A 17004-nucleotide genomic window follows, 5' to 3' on the forward strand; every position below is an offset into this window, starting at 1 on the left:
TCCCTCGGGGGCGCGGGCGCTCTCGTTCGAACACACCACCACCCCCCCACCCCCTCCCAACCCTCCACCCCGAAACCTCCCCCCCCCCCCCCCCCGCCCCGCCCCCCCCGGGGCGCCCCCTTCCGCGTATCCGGTGGACGTCAGAGCGCGCCGCGGCGCTGCAGCATGTTGTAGGAGATCCAGCCCGGCAGCACCGGCAGCCAGAAGGTGAGCGCCCGGTAGAGGAAGACCGCCGGGGTGGCGACCGCCGGCGACACGTCCGCGACCGTCAGGGCGCCGATCAGGGCGACCTCGACCGGGCCGATGCCGCCCGGGGTGGGGATCGCCGAGCCGGCCGCGTTGGCGGTCAGGAAGACCACCGCGACCGCCGAGAAGCTGACGTCGCCGCCGAAGGCCTGCACCGAGGCGTCCAGGCAGGCGGTGAAGGACAGGGTCAGCAGCAGGATGCCGCCGAAGCCGGTGACCAGCTTGCTGGGCGTCTGCATCAGGTCGAGCATCCGCGGCACCACGCCGAAGAACAGCGAGCGCAGCCGGCCCAGGACGAACCGGCGCAGTGGCGCGACCGCCGCCACCACCAGGGCGAGCACGGCGGCGGTCAGCACGCCGATGATCACCGCGCGGGAGGCGGACAGGTCGCCGTTGGTCTGGCTGCCGGTGATCAGGCCGAAGCTGAACAGCAGCAGCAGGTGCCCGGCCAGGCCGGCCAGCTGGGAGGCGCCGACCGAGGCCACCGCCTGGCCGGAGCGGATCCCGGCCTTCTGTAGGTAGCGGGTGTTGAGCGCGATGCCGCCGATCGCGGCGGGCGCGACCAGCTTGACGAAGGAGCCGGCCAGCTGGGCCGCGACGGTGCGCCGGAACGGCAGCTTCTCCGGGACGAAGCCGGTCAGGCTCATCGCGGCGGCGACGTAGCTGAACGCGGCCGCCAGCAGGGCCGCCGCCGCCCAGACCCAGTCCATCTGGGAGAGCTTGAGCTGGGCCGGCTTGATGGTGGTCAGCGCCAGGTAGGCGGCGAAGGTGAGCGCGATCACCATGATCAGGCTCTTCGGCTTCAGCCGCTCCAGCTTGGCCGGCTCCATCGGTGCCTCGGGGGCGATCTGGAGGATCTGGCCGCGGATGCGGCTCAGCAGGTCCTCGCCGGCCACCGCGATGTCCTCCTCGGCCTGCTGCTGGGTGCGCTCGCCGGCCGCGACCTGCTCCAGCGCCCTGGCCCGGGCGACGGTCTTGCGCTCCTTGGTGAGCCGCGAGAGGTCGACCCTGGTGGAGCGGCTCATCCCGACCGGCTGGAGCAGCGGCAGCGCCTGGGCGACCCGGTCGGCGCCGAGCACCGCGTTGGCGGTGGCGACGGCCCGCTCCGGGCCGATCCGCAGCGCGAAGGTGGTGACCAGCTGGGCGACGTCGATGCGCAGCGTCAGGTCGGTGGCGGCGATGTCGCCGCCGGAGAGGTTGACCAGGCAGGCCGTCCTCTCGTCCACCACCAGCAGCGACTCGCCGGTCAGCCGGCGGTGGGCGATCCGGCGCTCGTGCAGGGCCGCCACCGACTCCCAGAGCGAGGCCATCACCTGGTCGGTGACCTCCTCGTCGGAGAGCTCGTCCAGGATGCGGCCCTCGACCTTGCCGTAGACCAGGATCGCGGCGTCCGGACCCAGCTCGGAGGTGGCGACCAGCTGCGGCGCGCGGGCGCCCGAGGCGGCCGCCGCGTAGGCGATCAGGGCCTCCTGCTCCAGCGCCTGGCGCAGCGACTGCGGGCTGCGGCGCACCGCCACCGAGCGCAGCCGCAGCCGCCGCCAGGCCCGGTAGAAGAAGCCGGAGGCCTGCTGCTCGCGGTCGATGATGTGGACGTCCAGCGGCGGGCCGCTCTGCTGGGTGACGTAGTAGCGGCGGGTGCCGCCGGGTGCGTCCGGGGCGCGGTGGGCGCTCTCCGGGGTGAAGCCGACCTTGCGCAGGCCGATCATCAGGTGCTGGCCGGTGGGCCGGATGTTCGGGGAGCCGATCGCGTACAGCGTGCCGTACGCGACGGACCAGCCGATCAGGACGGTGAGCAGCAGCGACAGCGGGGTGGTGTAGCCGCCGAGCAGTTCGGTGATCCCGCTGAAGACCACCACCACCCACAGGGCGACCCGCCACCGGGGGCGGCTCGACATGCCGACCGCGGTCATGTAGGCGATCACCGGGGCGAGGTAGCCGTGCACCGGGTCGGTGAGGGTGCCGTTGCTGTCCATCGGCAGCCTGGTCAGCGCGTCCCGGATGTGGTCGGAGGCGCCTTCGGCCACCCACCAGTCGATGCCCAGTGAGACGCCGTAGGCGAGCACCGAGGCGAGCACGCCGTCGGCGACCCGCAGGCCGTCGCGTTTGATCAGCCGCTCGACCGCGAAGGCCAGCGGTACGGCGAGCACCGCGACGCTGGAGAGCAGGCCGGTGATCGTGGAGAGCACCGCGGAGAAGTGCGGCGCGTTGGTGGCGATGTCCTGTTCGATGCCGGTGGTGGTCGAGGTGGCGATGCCCGCCAGCACGAAGACGGCGACTATGCCGAGGACGCCGGCCAGGAAGCGGATCAGGTCGGACGGGCGGTGCGCCCGGGCGGCGAGCAGGGGCTCGTCGACGTCCAGGTGCGGGGTGTCGCCCAGCGGGTCGTGGTAGTCGGGCAGCGGGCGCCGGGCCGGCGGCGCGGCGGCGGCCGGATCCCCGGGGGCTTCGGCGGCCGGTTCCCCGGGGGCTTCGGCGGGTTCGGCGGGTTCTTCGGAGGCCTCGGCGGGCGCGGGGGTCTTGATCGTCAGGTCCTTGATCAGGGAGACTTCCGGTGTCGGCCCGGTCGCGGGCCCACCACCGGGAGCCGAGGGCACGGCGGCGGCGGACTCGTCGGAGTCCTCGTCCACACCCACGTCAGCCGTCCCGGTCATCTGGTCTTGTCCTCGTATCACCACTCACCGCCCCGAAGATGGTGGCATGCCTCGGCGCCCCGTGCTGGACAGGGGCCGGATCGGGCGCGGCGGATCGTTCGTACGGGGCCGCGGGTGCGCCCCCGTGAGGAAGAATGCCGCAGGTGACGGACGTAACAGACGACGGCCTCCCGGACACCCTGCCACCCTTCGCCGAACTGGTGCTCGACCTGACCGAGCGGATTCCACCCGGCAGGGTGATGACCTACGGGGACGTTGCCGAGTACCTCGGCCAGGGCGGCCCCCGGCAGGTCGGCCGGGTGATGGCCCTGTACGGCGGCTCGGTCCCCTGGTGGCGGGTCATCCGCGCCGACGGCCGCTTCCTGCCCGGACACGAGCACCGCGCCCTCGCCCACTACGGCGAGGAGGGCACCCCGCTGCGCGAACTCGCCGACCCGCCCCGGGTCGACCTGCGGCGGGCCCGCTGGGACGGGCGGGAGCCGGGCGGCGAGCAATGAGGTCGCCGCAAAATGGGGATGCCGCGGACCGGGGGATGCCGCGAAACGGCCGCGCGGACGGGAATGACGGGGCAGGATCGTAGGCTCGATACGGGCGGGCCCCGGCGGGCCCGCCCGGCCACGCCTCCAGCACAACCCCAGGATCCGCCTCCGTGAGTTCCCCGTACCGGCTCGTGCGCAGCCCGCTCGTCCAGCCCGCCCCACCCGTGCTGGACGAGTACCAGCGCGCCGTGGTCGAGCACGGCGGCGGGCCGCTGCTGGTGCTCGCCGGCCCCGGGACGGGCAAGACCACCACCCTGGTCGAGGCCGTCGCCCGGCGGATCGAGCACGGCACCGACCCCGAGCGCATCCTCGTCCTCACCTTCAGCCGCAAGGCCGCGACGGAACTGCGCGACCGGATGTCCGCCCGGCTCGGCTCCTCCTCGGCCGCCCCCCAGGCCACCACCTTCCACTCCTTCAGCTACGCCCTGCTGCGCGCCCACCAGGACCCGCAGGACTACGCCGAACCGCTGCGGCTGCTCTCCGGCCCCGAGCAGGACGTCATGGTCCGCGAACTGCTGGCCGGCGGCGCCGAGGACGCGAAACTCGGCAGCTCCCGGATCCACTGGCCGCTCGACCTGCGGGCCTGCCTGACCACCCGCGGCTTCGCCGACGAGGTCCGCGCCGTCCTCGCCCGCAGCCGCGAGCTGGGCCTGGGCGAAGCCGAACTGGAGCGCTTCGCCCAGGGCGTCCAGCGCCCCGACTGGGCCGCCGCCGCGCACTTCCTCGCCGACTACCTCGACGTGCTCGACCTGCGCGGCGTCCTCGACTACGCCGAACTCGTCCACCGGGCCGTCCTGCTCGCCGAACGCCCCGAGGTCGCCGAACAACTGCGGCGGCGCTACGAGGTGGTGTTCGTCGACGAGTACCAGGACACCGACCCCTCCCAGGTCCGGCTGCTGCGCCAGCTGGCCGGCGGCGGCCGCGAACTCGTCGCGGTCGGCGACCCCGACCAGTCGATCTACGCCTTCCGCGGCGCCGACATCAACGGCATCCTCGACTTCCCGCAGACCTTCCGCCGGGCCGACGGCGAACCCGCAGACGTCAAGGTGCTGCGCGTCTCCCGCCGCTCCGGGGCCGTCCTGCTCGCCGCCTCCCGGGAGCTCGCCCGGCGGATGCCGATGGGTCGGCTGCCCGCCGACAAGCTCGCCCAGCACCGCGCGCTGCTGCCCTCCCGCGAGGGCGGCCGGGCCGAGGTCTACACCTACCCCACCCCCGGCGCCGAACTCGACTCGATCGCCGACCTGCTGCGCCGCGCCCACCTGGAGGACGGCGTGCCCTGGGGCGAGATGGCCGTCCTGGTCCGGGCCGGCGCCCGCTCCATCCCCGGCGTACGGCGGGCGCTCAGCGCGGCCGGCGTCCCGCTGGAGATCGACGGCGACGACCTGCCGCTGCGCGAGGAGCCGGCCGTCGCCCACCTGCTGCTCGCCCTGCGGGTCTGCGCCGAGCAGGCCGCCCGCGACCGGCACGGCGACCCCGACACACCCGACCCGCTCACCACCGACCTGGCCCACGCCCTGCTCACCGGCCCGCTCGGCGGCCTCGACGGCTCCGACCTGCGCCGCCTCGGCCGCGCCCTGCGCGAGGAGGAACGCGCCGCCCTGCGCGCCGACGGGGACCCGGCCGCCCCCCGCCCGGCCGGCGACCTGCTGCGCGAGGCCCTCGCCGAACCCGAGCGGCTGATCGCCCTCGACCCCGCCCACGCCCGCCGGGCCCGCGACCTCGGCACCCTGCTGCGCAAGGTCCGCGAACGCCTGGCCGGCGGCTGCACCGCCGAGGAGGCGCTCTGGGAGCTGTGGGACGGCAGCCGCCGCTGGCGCGAACGCCTGGAACGGGCCGCCCTGCGCGGCGGCGCCGCCGGCCGCAACGCCGACCGCGACCTCGACGCGCTGTGCGCCCTGTTCGAGACCGCAGCCCGCGCCGAGGAGCAGGTCACCGGCCACCGCGGCGCCCTCGACCTGCTCGCCGAGCTCGACGCCCAGGACATCGCCGCCGACACCCTCACCGTCCGGGCCGTGCGCCCCGAGGCCGTCCGGCTGATGACCGCCCACCGCTCCAAGGGCCTGGAATGGCGCCTGGTCGTCGTCGCCGGCGTCCAGGACGGCCTCTGGCCCGACCTGCGCCGCCGCGGCTCCCTGCTGGAGGCCGACCGGATCGGCCGCGACGGCCTCGCCGAACCGCTCTCCCCGGGCGCCCTGCTCGGCGAGGAGCGCCGGCTCTTCTACGTCGCCGCGACCCGCGCCCGGGAACGGCTGATCGTCACCGCCGTCAAGGCCCCCGCCGACGACGGCGACGAGCCCTCCCGCTTCCTGCGCGAGCTCTACCGCGAGGACGTCGACCCGCGGACCGGCAAGGTCGTGCGCCGCACCCCGCCCGTCGTCGTCGAGGACGTCACCCACCGCCCGCGCCGCCCGCTGTCCGTCGCCGCACTGGTCGCCGAACTGCGGGCCGTCACCGTCGACCCGGCCCGCTCGCCCGAACTGCGCCGGGCCGCCGCCGAACGGCTCGCCCTGCTCGCCACCGCCACCGACGACGAGGGCCAGCCGCTGGTGCCCGCCGCCCGCCCCGACCGCTGGTGGGGCCTGGCCGACGCCACCGCCGCCCCCGACCCGCTGCGCAGCGCCGACCTGCCGGTGCGGCTGTCCGGCAGCGGCCTGGAACAACTGGAGAACTGCTCGCTGCAGTGGTTCCTGGACAAGGAGGTCAAGGCCCGCGCAGCCGGCTCCGCCGCCCAGGGCTTCGGCAACGTCGTGCACGCGCTCGCCGACGAGGTCGGCTCCGGGCGCACCCCCGCCGACCTCGCCGTCCTGATGGAACGCCTGGACACCGTCTGGGACGCGCTGGCCTTCGACGCGCCCTGGAAGTCCCACCAGGAGAAGACCCAGGCCCGCGCCGCCCTGGAGCGCTTCCTCAACTGGCACGTGCTGGAACGCGGCCGCGACCTCGTCGCCACCGAGCACGGCTTCGACGTCACCCTCGACGCCGGCGGCGTCTCGGTGCGCATCCGCGGCTCGATGGACCGGGTCGAGAAGGACGCGGCCGGGCGCGCCTACGTCGTCGACTTCAAGACCGGCAAGCAGATCCCCACCGACAAGTCGCTGCCCGAGCACAAGCAGCTCGCCGTCTACCAGCTCGCCGTCCGCGCCGGGGCCCTCAACGAGCTGCCCGGCTTCGCCGACCGCCCCCCGGCCACCGGCGGCGCCGAACTCGTCCACCTGCGCGAGCCCGCCGCCAAGGCCGCCCAGGACGCCCCCAAGGTGCAGCGGCAGGACCCGCCGGAGGGCGAGCCGTGGATCGAGAACCTGCTCGCCGACGCGGCCGGCCGGGTCCTCGCCGAGCGCTTCGTCCCGCAGACCGGCGGCGGCTGCGACCGCTGCACCTTCCGCCGCAGCTGCTCCGCCCAGCGGGACGGGGCGCAACTCGTCGAGTGAAGGTTGTCCGCCGCTCCGGTTAACGTTGCGGGGTGACCGCCGTGCTCAGCCATCCCGACCAGCTCAAGGAGCTGCTGGGCATCCCGTTCAACCGGGAGCAGATGGCGGCCATCGGCGCCCCCCTGGAACCGGCCGTGATCGTGGCCGGCGCCGGCTCCGGCAAGACCACGGTGATGGCCGCCCGGGTGGTCTGGCTGGTCGGCTCCGGCGCCGTCCGGCCCGAGGAGGTGCTCGGCCTCACCTTCACCAACAAGGCCGCCGGCGAACTCGCCGAACGCGTGCGCACCGCCCTGCTGCGGGCCGGCGTCACCGGGCAGGACGGCGCGGAGCCGCTCGGCGAACCGGAGATCTCCACCTACCACGCCTTCGCCGGCCGGCTGCTCAAGGAGCACGGCCTGCGGATCGGCGTCGAACCCGACGTGCGGCTGCTCGCCGACGCCACCCGCTTCCAGCTCGCCGCCAAGGTGCTGCGCACCGCCCGCGGCCCGTTCCCCGCGCTCACCGGCACCTTCGCCAACCTCGTCGCCGACCTGATCGCCCTGGACGGCGAACTCGCCGAGCACCTGGTCGAGCCGGACACCCTGCGCGCCCACGACGAGGACCTGCTGGACACCCTCGCCACCGTCAAGCTCACCAACGACGACCTGCGGGCCGTCCCCGCCACCGCCCGGGCCCGGCTGGAGCTGCTGCGCCTGGTCGAGGACTACCGGCGCCGCAAGCACGCCGCCGGGCTGATGGACTTCGGCGACCAGATAGCCGCCGCCGCCCGGCTCGCCCAGCAGCGGCCCGAGGTCGGCGCGCTGCTCCGCGGCCAGTTCCGGGTCGTGCTGCTCGACGAGTACCAGGACACCTCGGTCGCCCAGCGGCTGATGCTGGCCGGCCTGTTCGGCGCCGGCCCCGGTCCCGGTCATCCTTTTGCCGGCCACCCCGTCACCGCCGTCGGCGACCCCTGCCAGGCGATCTACGGCTGGCGCGGCGCCTCCGTCGCCAACCTCGACGAGTTCCCCCGGCACTTCCCGAAGGCCGACGGCCGCCCCGCCGCCCGCTACGCGCTCAGCGAGAACCGCCGCAGCGGCGGCCGGCTGCTCGCCTTCGCCAACGAACTCGCCGCGCCGCTGCGGGCCATGCACGAGGGCGTCGAGGCGCTGCGCCCGGCCCCCGGCGCCGAGCAGGACGGCTACGTGCGGGCGGCGCTGCTGCCCACCCACGCCGAGGAGGTCGACTGGCTCGCCGACTCGATCGCCCACCTGGTGCGCACCGGCACCGCGCCCGGCCGGATCGCCGTGCTGTGCCGTGGCGGCGCGGCCTTCCCGGACATCCACGCCGCCCTGGTCGCCCGCGAGGTGCCGGTCGAGGTGGTGGGCCTGGGCGGGCTGCTGCAACTGCCCGAGGTGGCCGACCTGGTGGCGGTCTGCGAGGTGCTCCAGGACCCGACCGCCAACGCCGCGCTGGTGCGCCTGCTGATCGGCCCGCGCTGGCGGATCGGCCCGCGCGACCTCGCCCTGCTCGGGCGCCGGGCCGCCGACCTGGTGCGCACCGACCGGCCCGAGGGCGTGGAGGCGCTGACGGCGGCCGTCGCCGAGGCCGACCCCACCGAGGTGGTCTCGCTCGCCGACGCGGTGGAGACCTTCCTCGACGCGGAGCAGCCCGACGAACTGCCCTTCTCCGCCGAGGCCAGGGTCCGCCTGGCCCGCCTCGGCCAGGAGCTGCGCGACCTGCGGCGCTCGCTCGCCGACCCGCTGATGGACGTGCTGCACCGGGTGCTGGCCGTCACCGGCCTGGAGGTCGAACTCGCCGCCTCCCCGCAGGCGCTGGCCGCCCGGCGGCGCGAGACCCTGCACGCCTTCCTGGACGTCGCCGCCTCCTTCGCCGACCTCGACGGCGACCCCGGCCTGGCCGCCTTCCTCGGCTTCCTGCGCGCCGCCCAGGAGTACGAGCGCGGCCTGGACAGCAGCCTGCCCGGCGGCGAGGACACCGTGAAGGTGCTCACCGCGCACAAGTCCAAGGGCCTGGAGTGGGACGTCGTCGCCGTCCCCGGCCTGGTCAAGGGCTCGTTCCCGTCCACCACCTCGCGCGAGCGCTGGACCAGCAGCAAACGGGTGCTCCCGCACGCCCTGCGCGGCGACGCGGACACCCTGCCCGACGTGCGCGGCGGGTGGGACGGCAAGGCCATGACCGCGTTCAAGCGGCAGCTGGCCGAGCACTCCGGCACCGAGGAACTGCGCCTGGGCTACGTCGCGTTCACCCGCCCGCGCACGCTGCTGCTGGCCTCCGGGCACTGGTGGGGGCCCAGCCAGAAGACCGTCCGCGGCCCGTCCGCCTTCCTGGAGCAGCTGCGCGAGCACTGCGAGCGGCCCGGCGCCGGGGAGGTCGAGCACTGGGCCGAGCAGCCCGAGAAGGGCGCCGAGAACCCGGCGCTGGCCGATCCCGTCGAGCGCCCCTGGCCGCTGCCGCTGGACCCGGCCGCCCAGCTGGCCCGCCGCCGGGTCGCCGAGGTGGTGCACGCCCGGCTGGCCGGCGCGCCCGCCCCCGAACCCGAGCCGATGGCCGCCGAGGACCAGCGCCAGGCGGCCTCCTGGGACCGCGACCTCACCGCGCTGCTGGGCGAGTTGGAGCGCTCCCGGCGCACCGCCCGCGACGTGCCGCTGCCCGCCGCGCTGTCCGCCACCCAACTGCTGCGCCTGGCCGCCGACCCGGACGGCTTCGCGCGCGACCTGGCCCGGCCGATGCCGCGCCCGCCGCAGCCGGCCGCCCGGCGGGGCACCCGCTTCCACGCCTGGGTGCAGTCCCGGATCGAACCGCTGCTGCTGATCGAGCCGGGCGCGCTGCCCGGCGCCGACGACGACGGCATCGAGGACGAGCAGGACCTGGAGCGGTTCAAGGAGGCGTTCCTGCGCACCCCGTACGCCCAGCGCCGGCCGCACCGGGTGGAGGCGCCGTTCCAGCTGGTGCTCGGGGGGCGGGTGGTGCGCGGCCGGATCGACGCGGTATACCGGGACGGTGACGTGACGTCAGTAACCGGTGGCGCGTCACGCTACGAAGTGGTGGACTGGAAGACCCACCGCGAGGAGACCGCCGACCCGTTGCAGCTCGCGGTCTACCGGATCGCCTGGGCCGAGCAGGCGGGCGTTCCGCCGGAGCAGGTCACGGCTTCCTTCCTGTACGTCCGCAGCGGGCGGATCGTCCGTCCGACAGGACTTCCCGACCGAAAAGAGTTGGAACGGCTCCTGATCGGGAACAGTGAAGAATGAGTCACGCAGAGCATTCAAGTCATCACGGCAGCGCCCGAAACCTGTGCGCCATGCACGTTTCGTGCCTATTGTGGGGTCGGTAACCGGTCAACCCCCGTGCTCCGGCCGCCAGCGAGGCCCGCATTCCCTAACCCTCAGTCATCACCGCAGGTGCCCCCGGGCATCGGCGTCTTCTGCTGGAGTAACCGACGTTGAGCGCGACCGGATGGATCAGAGAGCGGTTCACCGGGCCGACCCCGGGACCCGCTCCGGGCACGACCGGCACCTGGCCGAGGACGGCGCTCGCGCTGCCCTTCATCGGCATGGCGCTGATCGTCGCCCTCGACTTCGTCAGCAACACCGAGGTGACGGTCGAACCGGCCCTCACCGCCGTCCCCGCGCTGGCCGCCGTGGTCAGCCACCGAACCTGGTACCCGCTCGCCATCGGCCTCTTCACCGAGGCGGTGGCCTTCCTGATGGCCTTCCGCAGCGACGCCCTCGACCAGTCCGTGCACGCCGCCAGCGTCTTCGCGATCCTGCTGGTCGCCCTGATCGGCTGGGTCAGCGCCACCCTTCGGCTGCGCCAGGAGCGGGCGCTGGCCGACGCCCAGCTCGTCGCCTCGATCGCCCGCCGGGTGTTGCTGCGGCCCGTTCCCGAGCGGGTCGGCACCGTCCAGGCGGCCGTCCACTACGAGGCCGCCGCCGCGCACGCCAGGATCGGCGGCGACCTGTACGAGGTGGTCAACACCCGGCACGGGGTGCGGGCCGTGGTCGGCGACGTCCGCGGCAAGGGCCTCGGCGCGGTCGAGACCGCCGCCGCCGTCCTCGGCGCCTTCCGCGAGGCCGCGCACCAGGAGCCCGCACTGGACCGGGTCGCCGGCTGGCTGGCCGTCAGCCTCGACCGGGCCCTGCACGAGAACGACCACCCGGGCGTGGAGGAGGAGTTCGTCACCCTGGTGCTGATCGGCGTCGGCGCGGACGGCACCGCGGAACTGGTCAACTGCGGCCACCCCTCGCCGCTGCTGCTGCGCGGCGGGGACGTCCGGCCGCTCGAACTCGCCGAGACCGTCCCGCCGCTGGGCGTCCTCGACCCGGCCGACGTCCGGCCGCCGGTGCACCGGGTGGCACTGCGGCCCGGCGACCGGGTCCTGCTGTTCACCGACGGGGTGATCGAGGCCCGCGACCGCTCCGGCGCCTTCTACCCGCTCGCCGAACGCCTCCCGCGCTGCGCCGACGGCCGCCCGGCGGACGTCCTGCAGCGCCTGCACGAGGACGTGGTGCGCCACGTCGGCCGCCAACTCGGCGACGACGCGGCCATGCTGCTCCTCCAGTATGCGCCGGCCCCCGCCGCCGGCCCCCAACTACCGCACCAGCACGGCATCCTGTCCCGCCAGCGCTGATCTAGAGCGAGACCTCCACCAGCAGCGGCCGGTGGTCCGACACCGCCGCGCGCGGCGCCGCCGCCGGGCCGACCGCGGCGCGCGGCACACCGACCGCCAGCACGTGGTCGAACTGCACCGCCGGGCGGTGCGAGGGGTACGTCGGGGTGCGGGCCAGGTCGTACCAGCCCTGCAGTCGGGGGCGGGGCTCGCGTACCCGGCGCCGGCGCGGCTCGGCCAGGGCCGGCCGGGCCCGCCGGGCCGCCCGCAGCTCCCGGACCCGTGCCCGGGGCGCGGTGCGCTCCAGTGCGGTCGCCCCGCCGAGGACGGTGCGCGGCACCGCGCCGACCAGGTTGAAGTCGCCCAGCACCAGGTACGGCTGCGGCAGGTCCGCGATCCACCGCCGGATGCCGGCCAGCTGTGCCATGTTCCACCCGGGGACGAAGGACAGGTGCGCCGCCACCACGGTGAACGGGCCGTGGTCGCCCTCCAGCACGGCCGCCAGCGCCGCCCGCGGCTCGTCCGGCACCGGGGTGAGCCCGCGCCGGCCGGCCACCCGCAGCGGCAGCCCGAACGGAGCCGGGGCGAACCGGCGGGCCCGCCAGTGCCGCACCGGCAGTCGGGTCAGCAGCGCGGTGCCGTACGAGGGCGGGGCGCCGTCGCCGACGTCGCCGGGCCCGTACACCCGCAGGCCGCCGGGCACGGAGGGCTCCGGCACCCAGCCCGCGACCGGCGCCGGGCGCCCGTGCAGGGCGGCGGCGAACCGCCAGTCGGCGGCCCCCATGGCTTTGGCGGCCACCGCGGCCTGGTCGGTGCCGCCGGAGCGGGACTGGTGGCGGTCCACCTCCTGCAGGGCCAGTACGTCGGCGTCCAGCGCGGCCACCGCCTCCGCCAGCGGCCCGCCGGCGTCGGCGGGGTAGGGCCGCGGGGCGCCGTCCGGGGCGAGCGGCTGACCGTGCAGCAGGTTGAAGGTGGCGATGCGCAACTGGCTCACACCGCACGACGGTACCCGCTCGCCGGGGGAGGGGGCGCGGCTTGAGCCTGTAGGGCATACCGGGTATACATACTGAGTATGTCCATCCGACACGGTCTGCTCGCCCTGCTCGACCAGGGCCCGCGCTACGGCTACCAACTGCGCACCGAGTTCGAGGCGCGCACCGGCGCCACCTGGCCGCTCAACGTCGGGCAGGTCTACACCACGCTGTCCCGACTGGAGCGGGACGGCCTGGTCGAGCCCGCCGGAGAGGACGACGAGGGCCACCAGTTCTACGCCGTCACCGAGGAGGGGCGCACCGAGCTGCGGGCCTGGTTCGACACCCCGGTGCCCCGGACCAACCCCCCGCGCGACGAACTGGCCATCAAGCTCGCCATGGCCGTCACCGTCCCCGGGGTGGACGTCTCCGCCGTCGTCCAGGGCCAGCGCCGCCACAGCATCAAGGCACTCCAGGACTACACCCGGCTCAAGGGCCGCGCGCTGGCCGGGGAGTCACGGCCCGGCATCGCGCCCTCCGCGAGCAACGACCTGGCCTGGCTGCTCGTCCTCGACCAGCTGATCTTCCAGACCGAGGCCGAGATCCGCTGGCTCGACCACTGCGAGACCCGGCTCCACCAGCACGCGGAGACCGAACAGGCCCGCGCCGCCGAAGCCGCCCGCGACGGCGGCGCCACGGCCGCCAGGCCCGCCCGCCGCCGCTCGCGCACCTGACCGCGTGCGCCTGACCGCGTGCGCCTGACCTCGCCCGCCGTAGCCCACGCACCCGACCCCGCCCGCCGCCGCTGACGCACCTGACCCCGGCGGCCCACCCGAACCATCGGCCCGGACCCGACGCCGAGCCCACCACCAGCACAAGGGGGGAACCATGTCCCACACCGACCCGGCCCGGCAGACGCCGGTACTGCACCTGGAAAACGTCACCCGAGTCCACGGCCAAGGCGCCGCGGAGGTCCAAGCCCTGCGCGGCATCGACCTCAAGGTCCACCCCGGCGAGTTCGTCGCCGTCATGGGCCCGTCCGGCTCCGGCAAGTCGACGCTCCTCACCCTCGCCGGCGGACTGGACACCCCGACCACCGGCCAGGTCCTCGTCGAGGGCGTCGCCCTCGGCGGGCTCAACCGCAAGCGGCTCGCCCAGGTCCGCCGCCGCTCCATCGGCTACGTCTTCCAGGACTACAACCTGATACCGGCCCTCACCGCCGGCGAGAACATCTCGCTGCCGCGCGAACTCGACGGCCTGTCCGCCCGCGCCGCCCGCCGCGAGGCGCTCGCCGCCCTGGAGGAGCTCGGCATCCCCGAGCTCGCCGACCGCTTCCCCGACGACATGTCCGGCGGCCAGCAGCAGCGCGTCGCCATCGCCCGCGCCCTCATCGGCGAGCGCCGCCTCGTCCTCGCCGACGAGCCCACCGGCGCCCTCGACTCCACCACCGGCGAGGCCGTCCTCGCCGTCCTGCGCGCCCGCTGCGACGCCGGCGCCGCCGCCATGATGGTCACCCACGAGGCCCGGCACGCCGCCTGGGCCGACCGCGTGGTCTTCCTGCGCGACGGCCGCATGGTCGACGAGAGCGTCAGCCAGGACGCCGCCAGCCTGCTCGTCAGCGCCGCCACCAACAGCATGAAGGTGGACGAGTGAAGCTCAGCGCCTGGCGGGTCGCCCTGCGCATCGCCCGCCGCGACGCCCTGCGGGCCAAGGGCCGCAGCGCCCTGGTCATCGCCATGGTCGCGCTGCCCGTCCTCGGCGTCACCGGCGCCGACGTGGTCTTCCGCAGCGCCGACCTCGAACCCGCCGAACACGTCGTGCGCGTCATGGGCCAGGCCGCCGGCGAACTGCAGATGGTCGAACGCGGCTCCACCGTCCTCCAGGCGCCCGACCCCGACAAGGGAATGACCACCAAGAGCGCCAAGGACGAGGCGAAGAACGGCGCCGCCCCCCAGTACACCCCCGCCCAGCAGCGCAGCCTCGACACCGAGCCCGCCGAACTGGCGAAGCAGTTGCTCCCGCCCGGCGCCACCCTCGTACCCGAGCGGCAGGGCCCCTACATCGCCGCCGGCAGCTCCCAGGGCCTGCTCAGCACCGGGACCACCGAACTGGACCTCACCGACCCGGTCTGGAACGGCCGCGTCAACCTGGTCAAGGGCCGCGCCCCCGCCACCGACGGCGAAGCCGCCGTCACCCGGGACTTCCTCACCCGCTCCGGCCTCAAGATCGGCGACCGGACCGCCGTCCGCGGCCTGGAGGACAGCCCCTTCACCATCACCGGCGTCGTCGAGTACCCCGGTGAACTGACGGCCACCGAGATCATCGCCCGGCCCGGCACCCTGATCAGCAAGCTCGCCAAGCTCCCCGGCGCCGACCGCAGCCGCAACGCCGGCACCGACGCGCCCACCCGCTGGCTCGTCAAGCTCCCCGCCGGCGCCACCCTCGACTGGCCCAAGGTCACCGAACTGGGCGGCTACGGCTTCGCCCTCGCCTCCCGCGCCGTCCTGCTCGACCCGCCGGCCCGCGCCGACGTCCCCTACTACGTCGAGGCCGACAAGCGCGGCGGCCCCACCCCCGGCTACCTCGACCGCACCTCCGTCGTCATCCTCGCCACCGTCGTCGGCATGGCCCTGCTGGAGATCGTCCTCCTCGCGGGCCCCGCCTTCGCCGTCGGGGCCAGGCGCTCCCGGCGGCAGCTCGGCCTGCTCGCCGCCGGCGGCGGTGAGCGCGCCAACATCCGCGCCGTCGTCCTCGGCGGCGGCATCGTCCTCGGCGTCACCGGCGCCGTCGTCGGCCTCGGACTCGGCATCGGCCTGGTCGCCCTGCTGCGCACCCGGGCCGAGGAGTACGCCGGCCAGCGCTTCGGCCACTTCAACCTCCAGCCGCTCGACCTGCTCGGCGTGCTCCTGGTCGGCCTGGTCACCGGCCTGCTCGCCGCCGTCGTGCCCGCCGTCCAGGCCTCCCGCCAGGACGTCGTCGCCGCGCTCACCGGCCGCGACTCGCTCAAGCCCCCGAGCCGCAGGCTCGCCGTGGTCGGCCTGCTGATGCTCGGCGGCGGCTCCGCGCTCGCCCTGCTCGGCGCCACCAGCGGCTTCGCCAACCGCAGCCTGTCCGTCCTCGGCGGCTCGGCCGTCGCCGAACTCGGCATGGTCGCCCTGACGCCCTACCTGGTCGGCCTGTTCGGCCGGCTCGGCCGCTGGCTCTCGCTCGGCCCCCGGCTCGCCCTGCGCGACTCGGTGCGCCACCGCGGCCGCACCGCGCCCGCCGTCGCCGCCGTGATGGCCGCCGTCGCCGGCACCGTCGCGGTCAGCGTCTACCTCGCCAGCTACGACGAGGGGAACCGCCGCGAGTACACCGCCGCCGCCCCCTCCGGCGCCGTCCTGCTCGGCAGCGGCTGGCTGCCCGCCTCCGAGGGCAATCTGCTGCCGCAGATGCGCGACGCGGTGGAACGCAACATCCCCGCCCTCGGGCCGCGCGCCGACGTCCAGCGCGTCAACTACAAGGGCGACTGCGCCGACGGCGGCAGCCGCTGCGGCTACATCCAGGTCGCGCTGCCCGAGGAACTGCGCTGCCCCGCCCTCGACGACACCGAGCGCAGCACCAGCGAGACGGAGCGCATCCTCGGCACCGACCCGCGCTGCCAGGTCTCGGGCCACCGCGGCAACCAGTTCAGCAACCTCTCCGCGGGCGACGCCACCCTGCTGCACAACCTCTACGGCGTCACCGACCCGGCCGCCGGGCAGGCCCTCGCCGCCGGCAAGGCCGTGGTCTTCGACGCGCGCTACCTCAAGGACGGCAAGATCGCGGTCGAGCTGAACGATCCGATGGAGGAGACCGACGGGTCGTCCCACGGGCCGTCCCCCCGGAAGCGCGGCCACACCGAGATCTCCGTCGACGCCGTCCTCGCGTCCGCGGCGGTGCCGGCCAGCGGCCAGGCCGTGATCAGCCCCGACACCGCCACCCGGCTCGGCCTCACCACCGCCCCGACCGGCTCGGTCTGGCTGCCCGACAGCTCCCCCTCCGACGGCTCCCAGCAGAAGGCCAACGGGGCGCTGGCCAAGCTCACCGACCAGGAGGTCCTCTCGATCGAGCGCGGCTACCAGTCCAGGGCCGACCTGATCGGCCTCGGGCTGTCGATCTTCGCCGGCATCGTCGCCCTCGGCGCGGCCGGCATCGCCACCGGACTCGCCGCCGCCGACTCCCAGCGCGACCTGACCACCCTCGCGGCGGTCGGCGCCGAGCCCCGGATCCGGCGCACGCTGTCCGGCTTCCAGTGCGGGGTGATCGCCGCCATGGGCACCCTGCTCGGCACCGTCTGCGGGATCGTGCCGGCGGTGGCCCTGCGCAAGGTCCAGGGCGCGGCGGCCACCGTCCCCGGGATGCCCGCCGAGATGATCGCCAACAAGTCGGTCGTGGTCCTCCCGTGGCTCACCATCGGGTTCACCGTGGTGGCGCTGCCGCTGCTCGCGGCGGGCCTGGCCGCGCTGCTCACCCGCTCGCGGATCTCGCTGCTGCGCCGCTCCGGCTGAGGTCCGTGCACCCTCCCGTCACCCCCGTCCC

9 protein-coding genes are annotated in these 17004 nt (G+C 75.1%); 7 read left to right on the forward strand and 2 right to left on the reverse strand.

The genetic code is table 11. The annotated features are described in order from the left end of the window. Nucleotides 1-140 precede the first annotated feature (140 nt). Nucleotides 141-2897: a flippase-like domain-containing protein gene (locus ACFV6I_RS23925; protein ID WP_380427529.1), complete on the reverse strand. Its 2757-nt coding sequence runs from the start codon at nt 2895-2897 to the stop codon at nt 141-143. Nucleotides 2898-3031: 134 nt separating this feature from the next. On the opposite strand from ACFV6I_RS23925, the gene ACFV6I_RS23930 reads away from it, so the two are divergent. The 4 genes from ACFV6I_RS23930 (at nt 3032) to ACFV6I_RS23945 (ending at nt 11494) form a co-directional block, all read left to right on the forward strand. Continuing rightward, complete coding sequence (locus tag ACFV6I_RS23930; protein WP_363372602.1) at nt 3032-3394, forward strand: MGMT family protein; 363 nt, start codon at nt 3032-3034, stop codon at nt 3392-3394. Nucleotides 3395-3546: 152 nt separating this feature from the next. Beyond that, nucleotides 3547-6864, forward strand: a complete 3318-nt coding sequence (locus ACFV6I_RS23935; protein WP_380378184.1) for an ATP-dependent helicase — start codon at nt 3547-3549, stop codon at nt 6862-6864. A gap of 32 nt (nt 6865-6896) precedes the next feature. Continuing rightward, nucleotides 6897-10115, forward strand: coding sequence for a UvrD-helicase domain-containing protein (locus ACFV6I_RS23940; RefSeq protein ID WP_380427531.1), 3219 nt, complete (start codon nt 6897-6899; stop codon nt 10113-10115). 191 nt (nt 10116-10306) lie between these two features. Continuing rightward, nucleotides 10307-11494, forward strand: coding sequence for a PP2C family protein-serine/threonine phosphatase (locus ACFV6I_RS23945; protein WP_079135641.1), 1188 nt, complete (start codon nt 10307-10309; stop codon nt 11492-11494). 1 nt (nt 11495) lies between these two features. Here the strand turns inward: ACFV6I_RS23945 and ACFV6I_RS23950 are convergent, their stop codons facing one another. Next, nucleotides 11496-12467 (reverse strand): endonuclease/exonuclease/phosphatase family protein, encoded by a 972-nt coding sequence (locus tag ACFV6I_RS23950; protein WP_363372609.1) that lies wholly within the window; start codon nt 12465-12467, stop codon nt 11496-11498. 78 nt (nt 12468-12545) lie between these two features. Between ACFV6I_RS23950 and ACFV6I_RS23955 the strand changes: the two genes are divergently transcribed. The 3 genes from ACFV6I_RS23955 (at nt 12546) to ACFV6I_RS23965 (ending at nt 16973) form a co-directional block, all read left to right on the forward strand. Further along, nucleotides 12546-13178 carry a PadR family transcriptional regulator gene (locus tag ACFV6I_RS23955; protein WP_063347909.1) on the forward strand — a complete coding sequence of 211 codons (633 nt, stop codon included), beginning with the start codon at nt 12546-12548 and terminating at the stop codon, nt 13176-13178. A gap of 154 nt (nt 13179-13332) precedes the next feature. Next, on the forward strand, nt 13333-14097 hold the full coding sequence (locus tag ACFV6I_RS23960; protein ID WP_063347908.1) for an ABC transporter ATP-binding protein: 765 nt from the start codon (nt 13333-13335) through the stop codon (nt 14095-14097). Continuing rightward, nucleotides 14094-16973: an FtsX-like permease family protein gene (locus ACFV6I_RS23965; RefSeq protein WP_380427533.1), complete on the forward strand. Its 2880-nt coding sequence runs from the start codon at nt 14094-14096 to the stop codon at nt 16971-16973. Before ACFV6I_RS23960 ends, ACFV6I_RS23965 begins: the two co-directional genes overlap by 4 nt. The last annotated feature ends 31 nt before the right edge of the window (nt 16974-17004 follow it).

The sequence above is a fragment of the Kitasatospora sp. NPDC059803 genome (genome assembly GCF_042732255.1).
In the GTDB taxonomy this organism is placed as follows: Bacteria; Actinomycetota; Actinomycetes; order Streptomycetales; family Streptomycetaceae; genus Kitasatospora.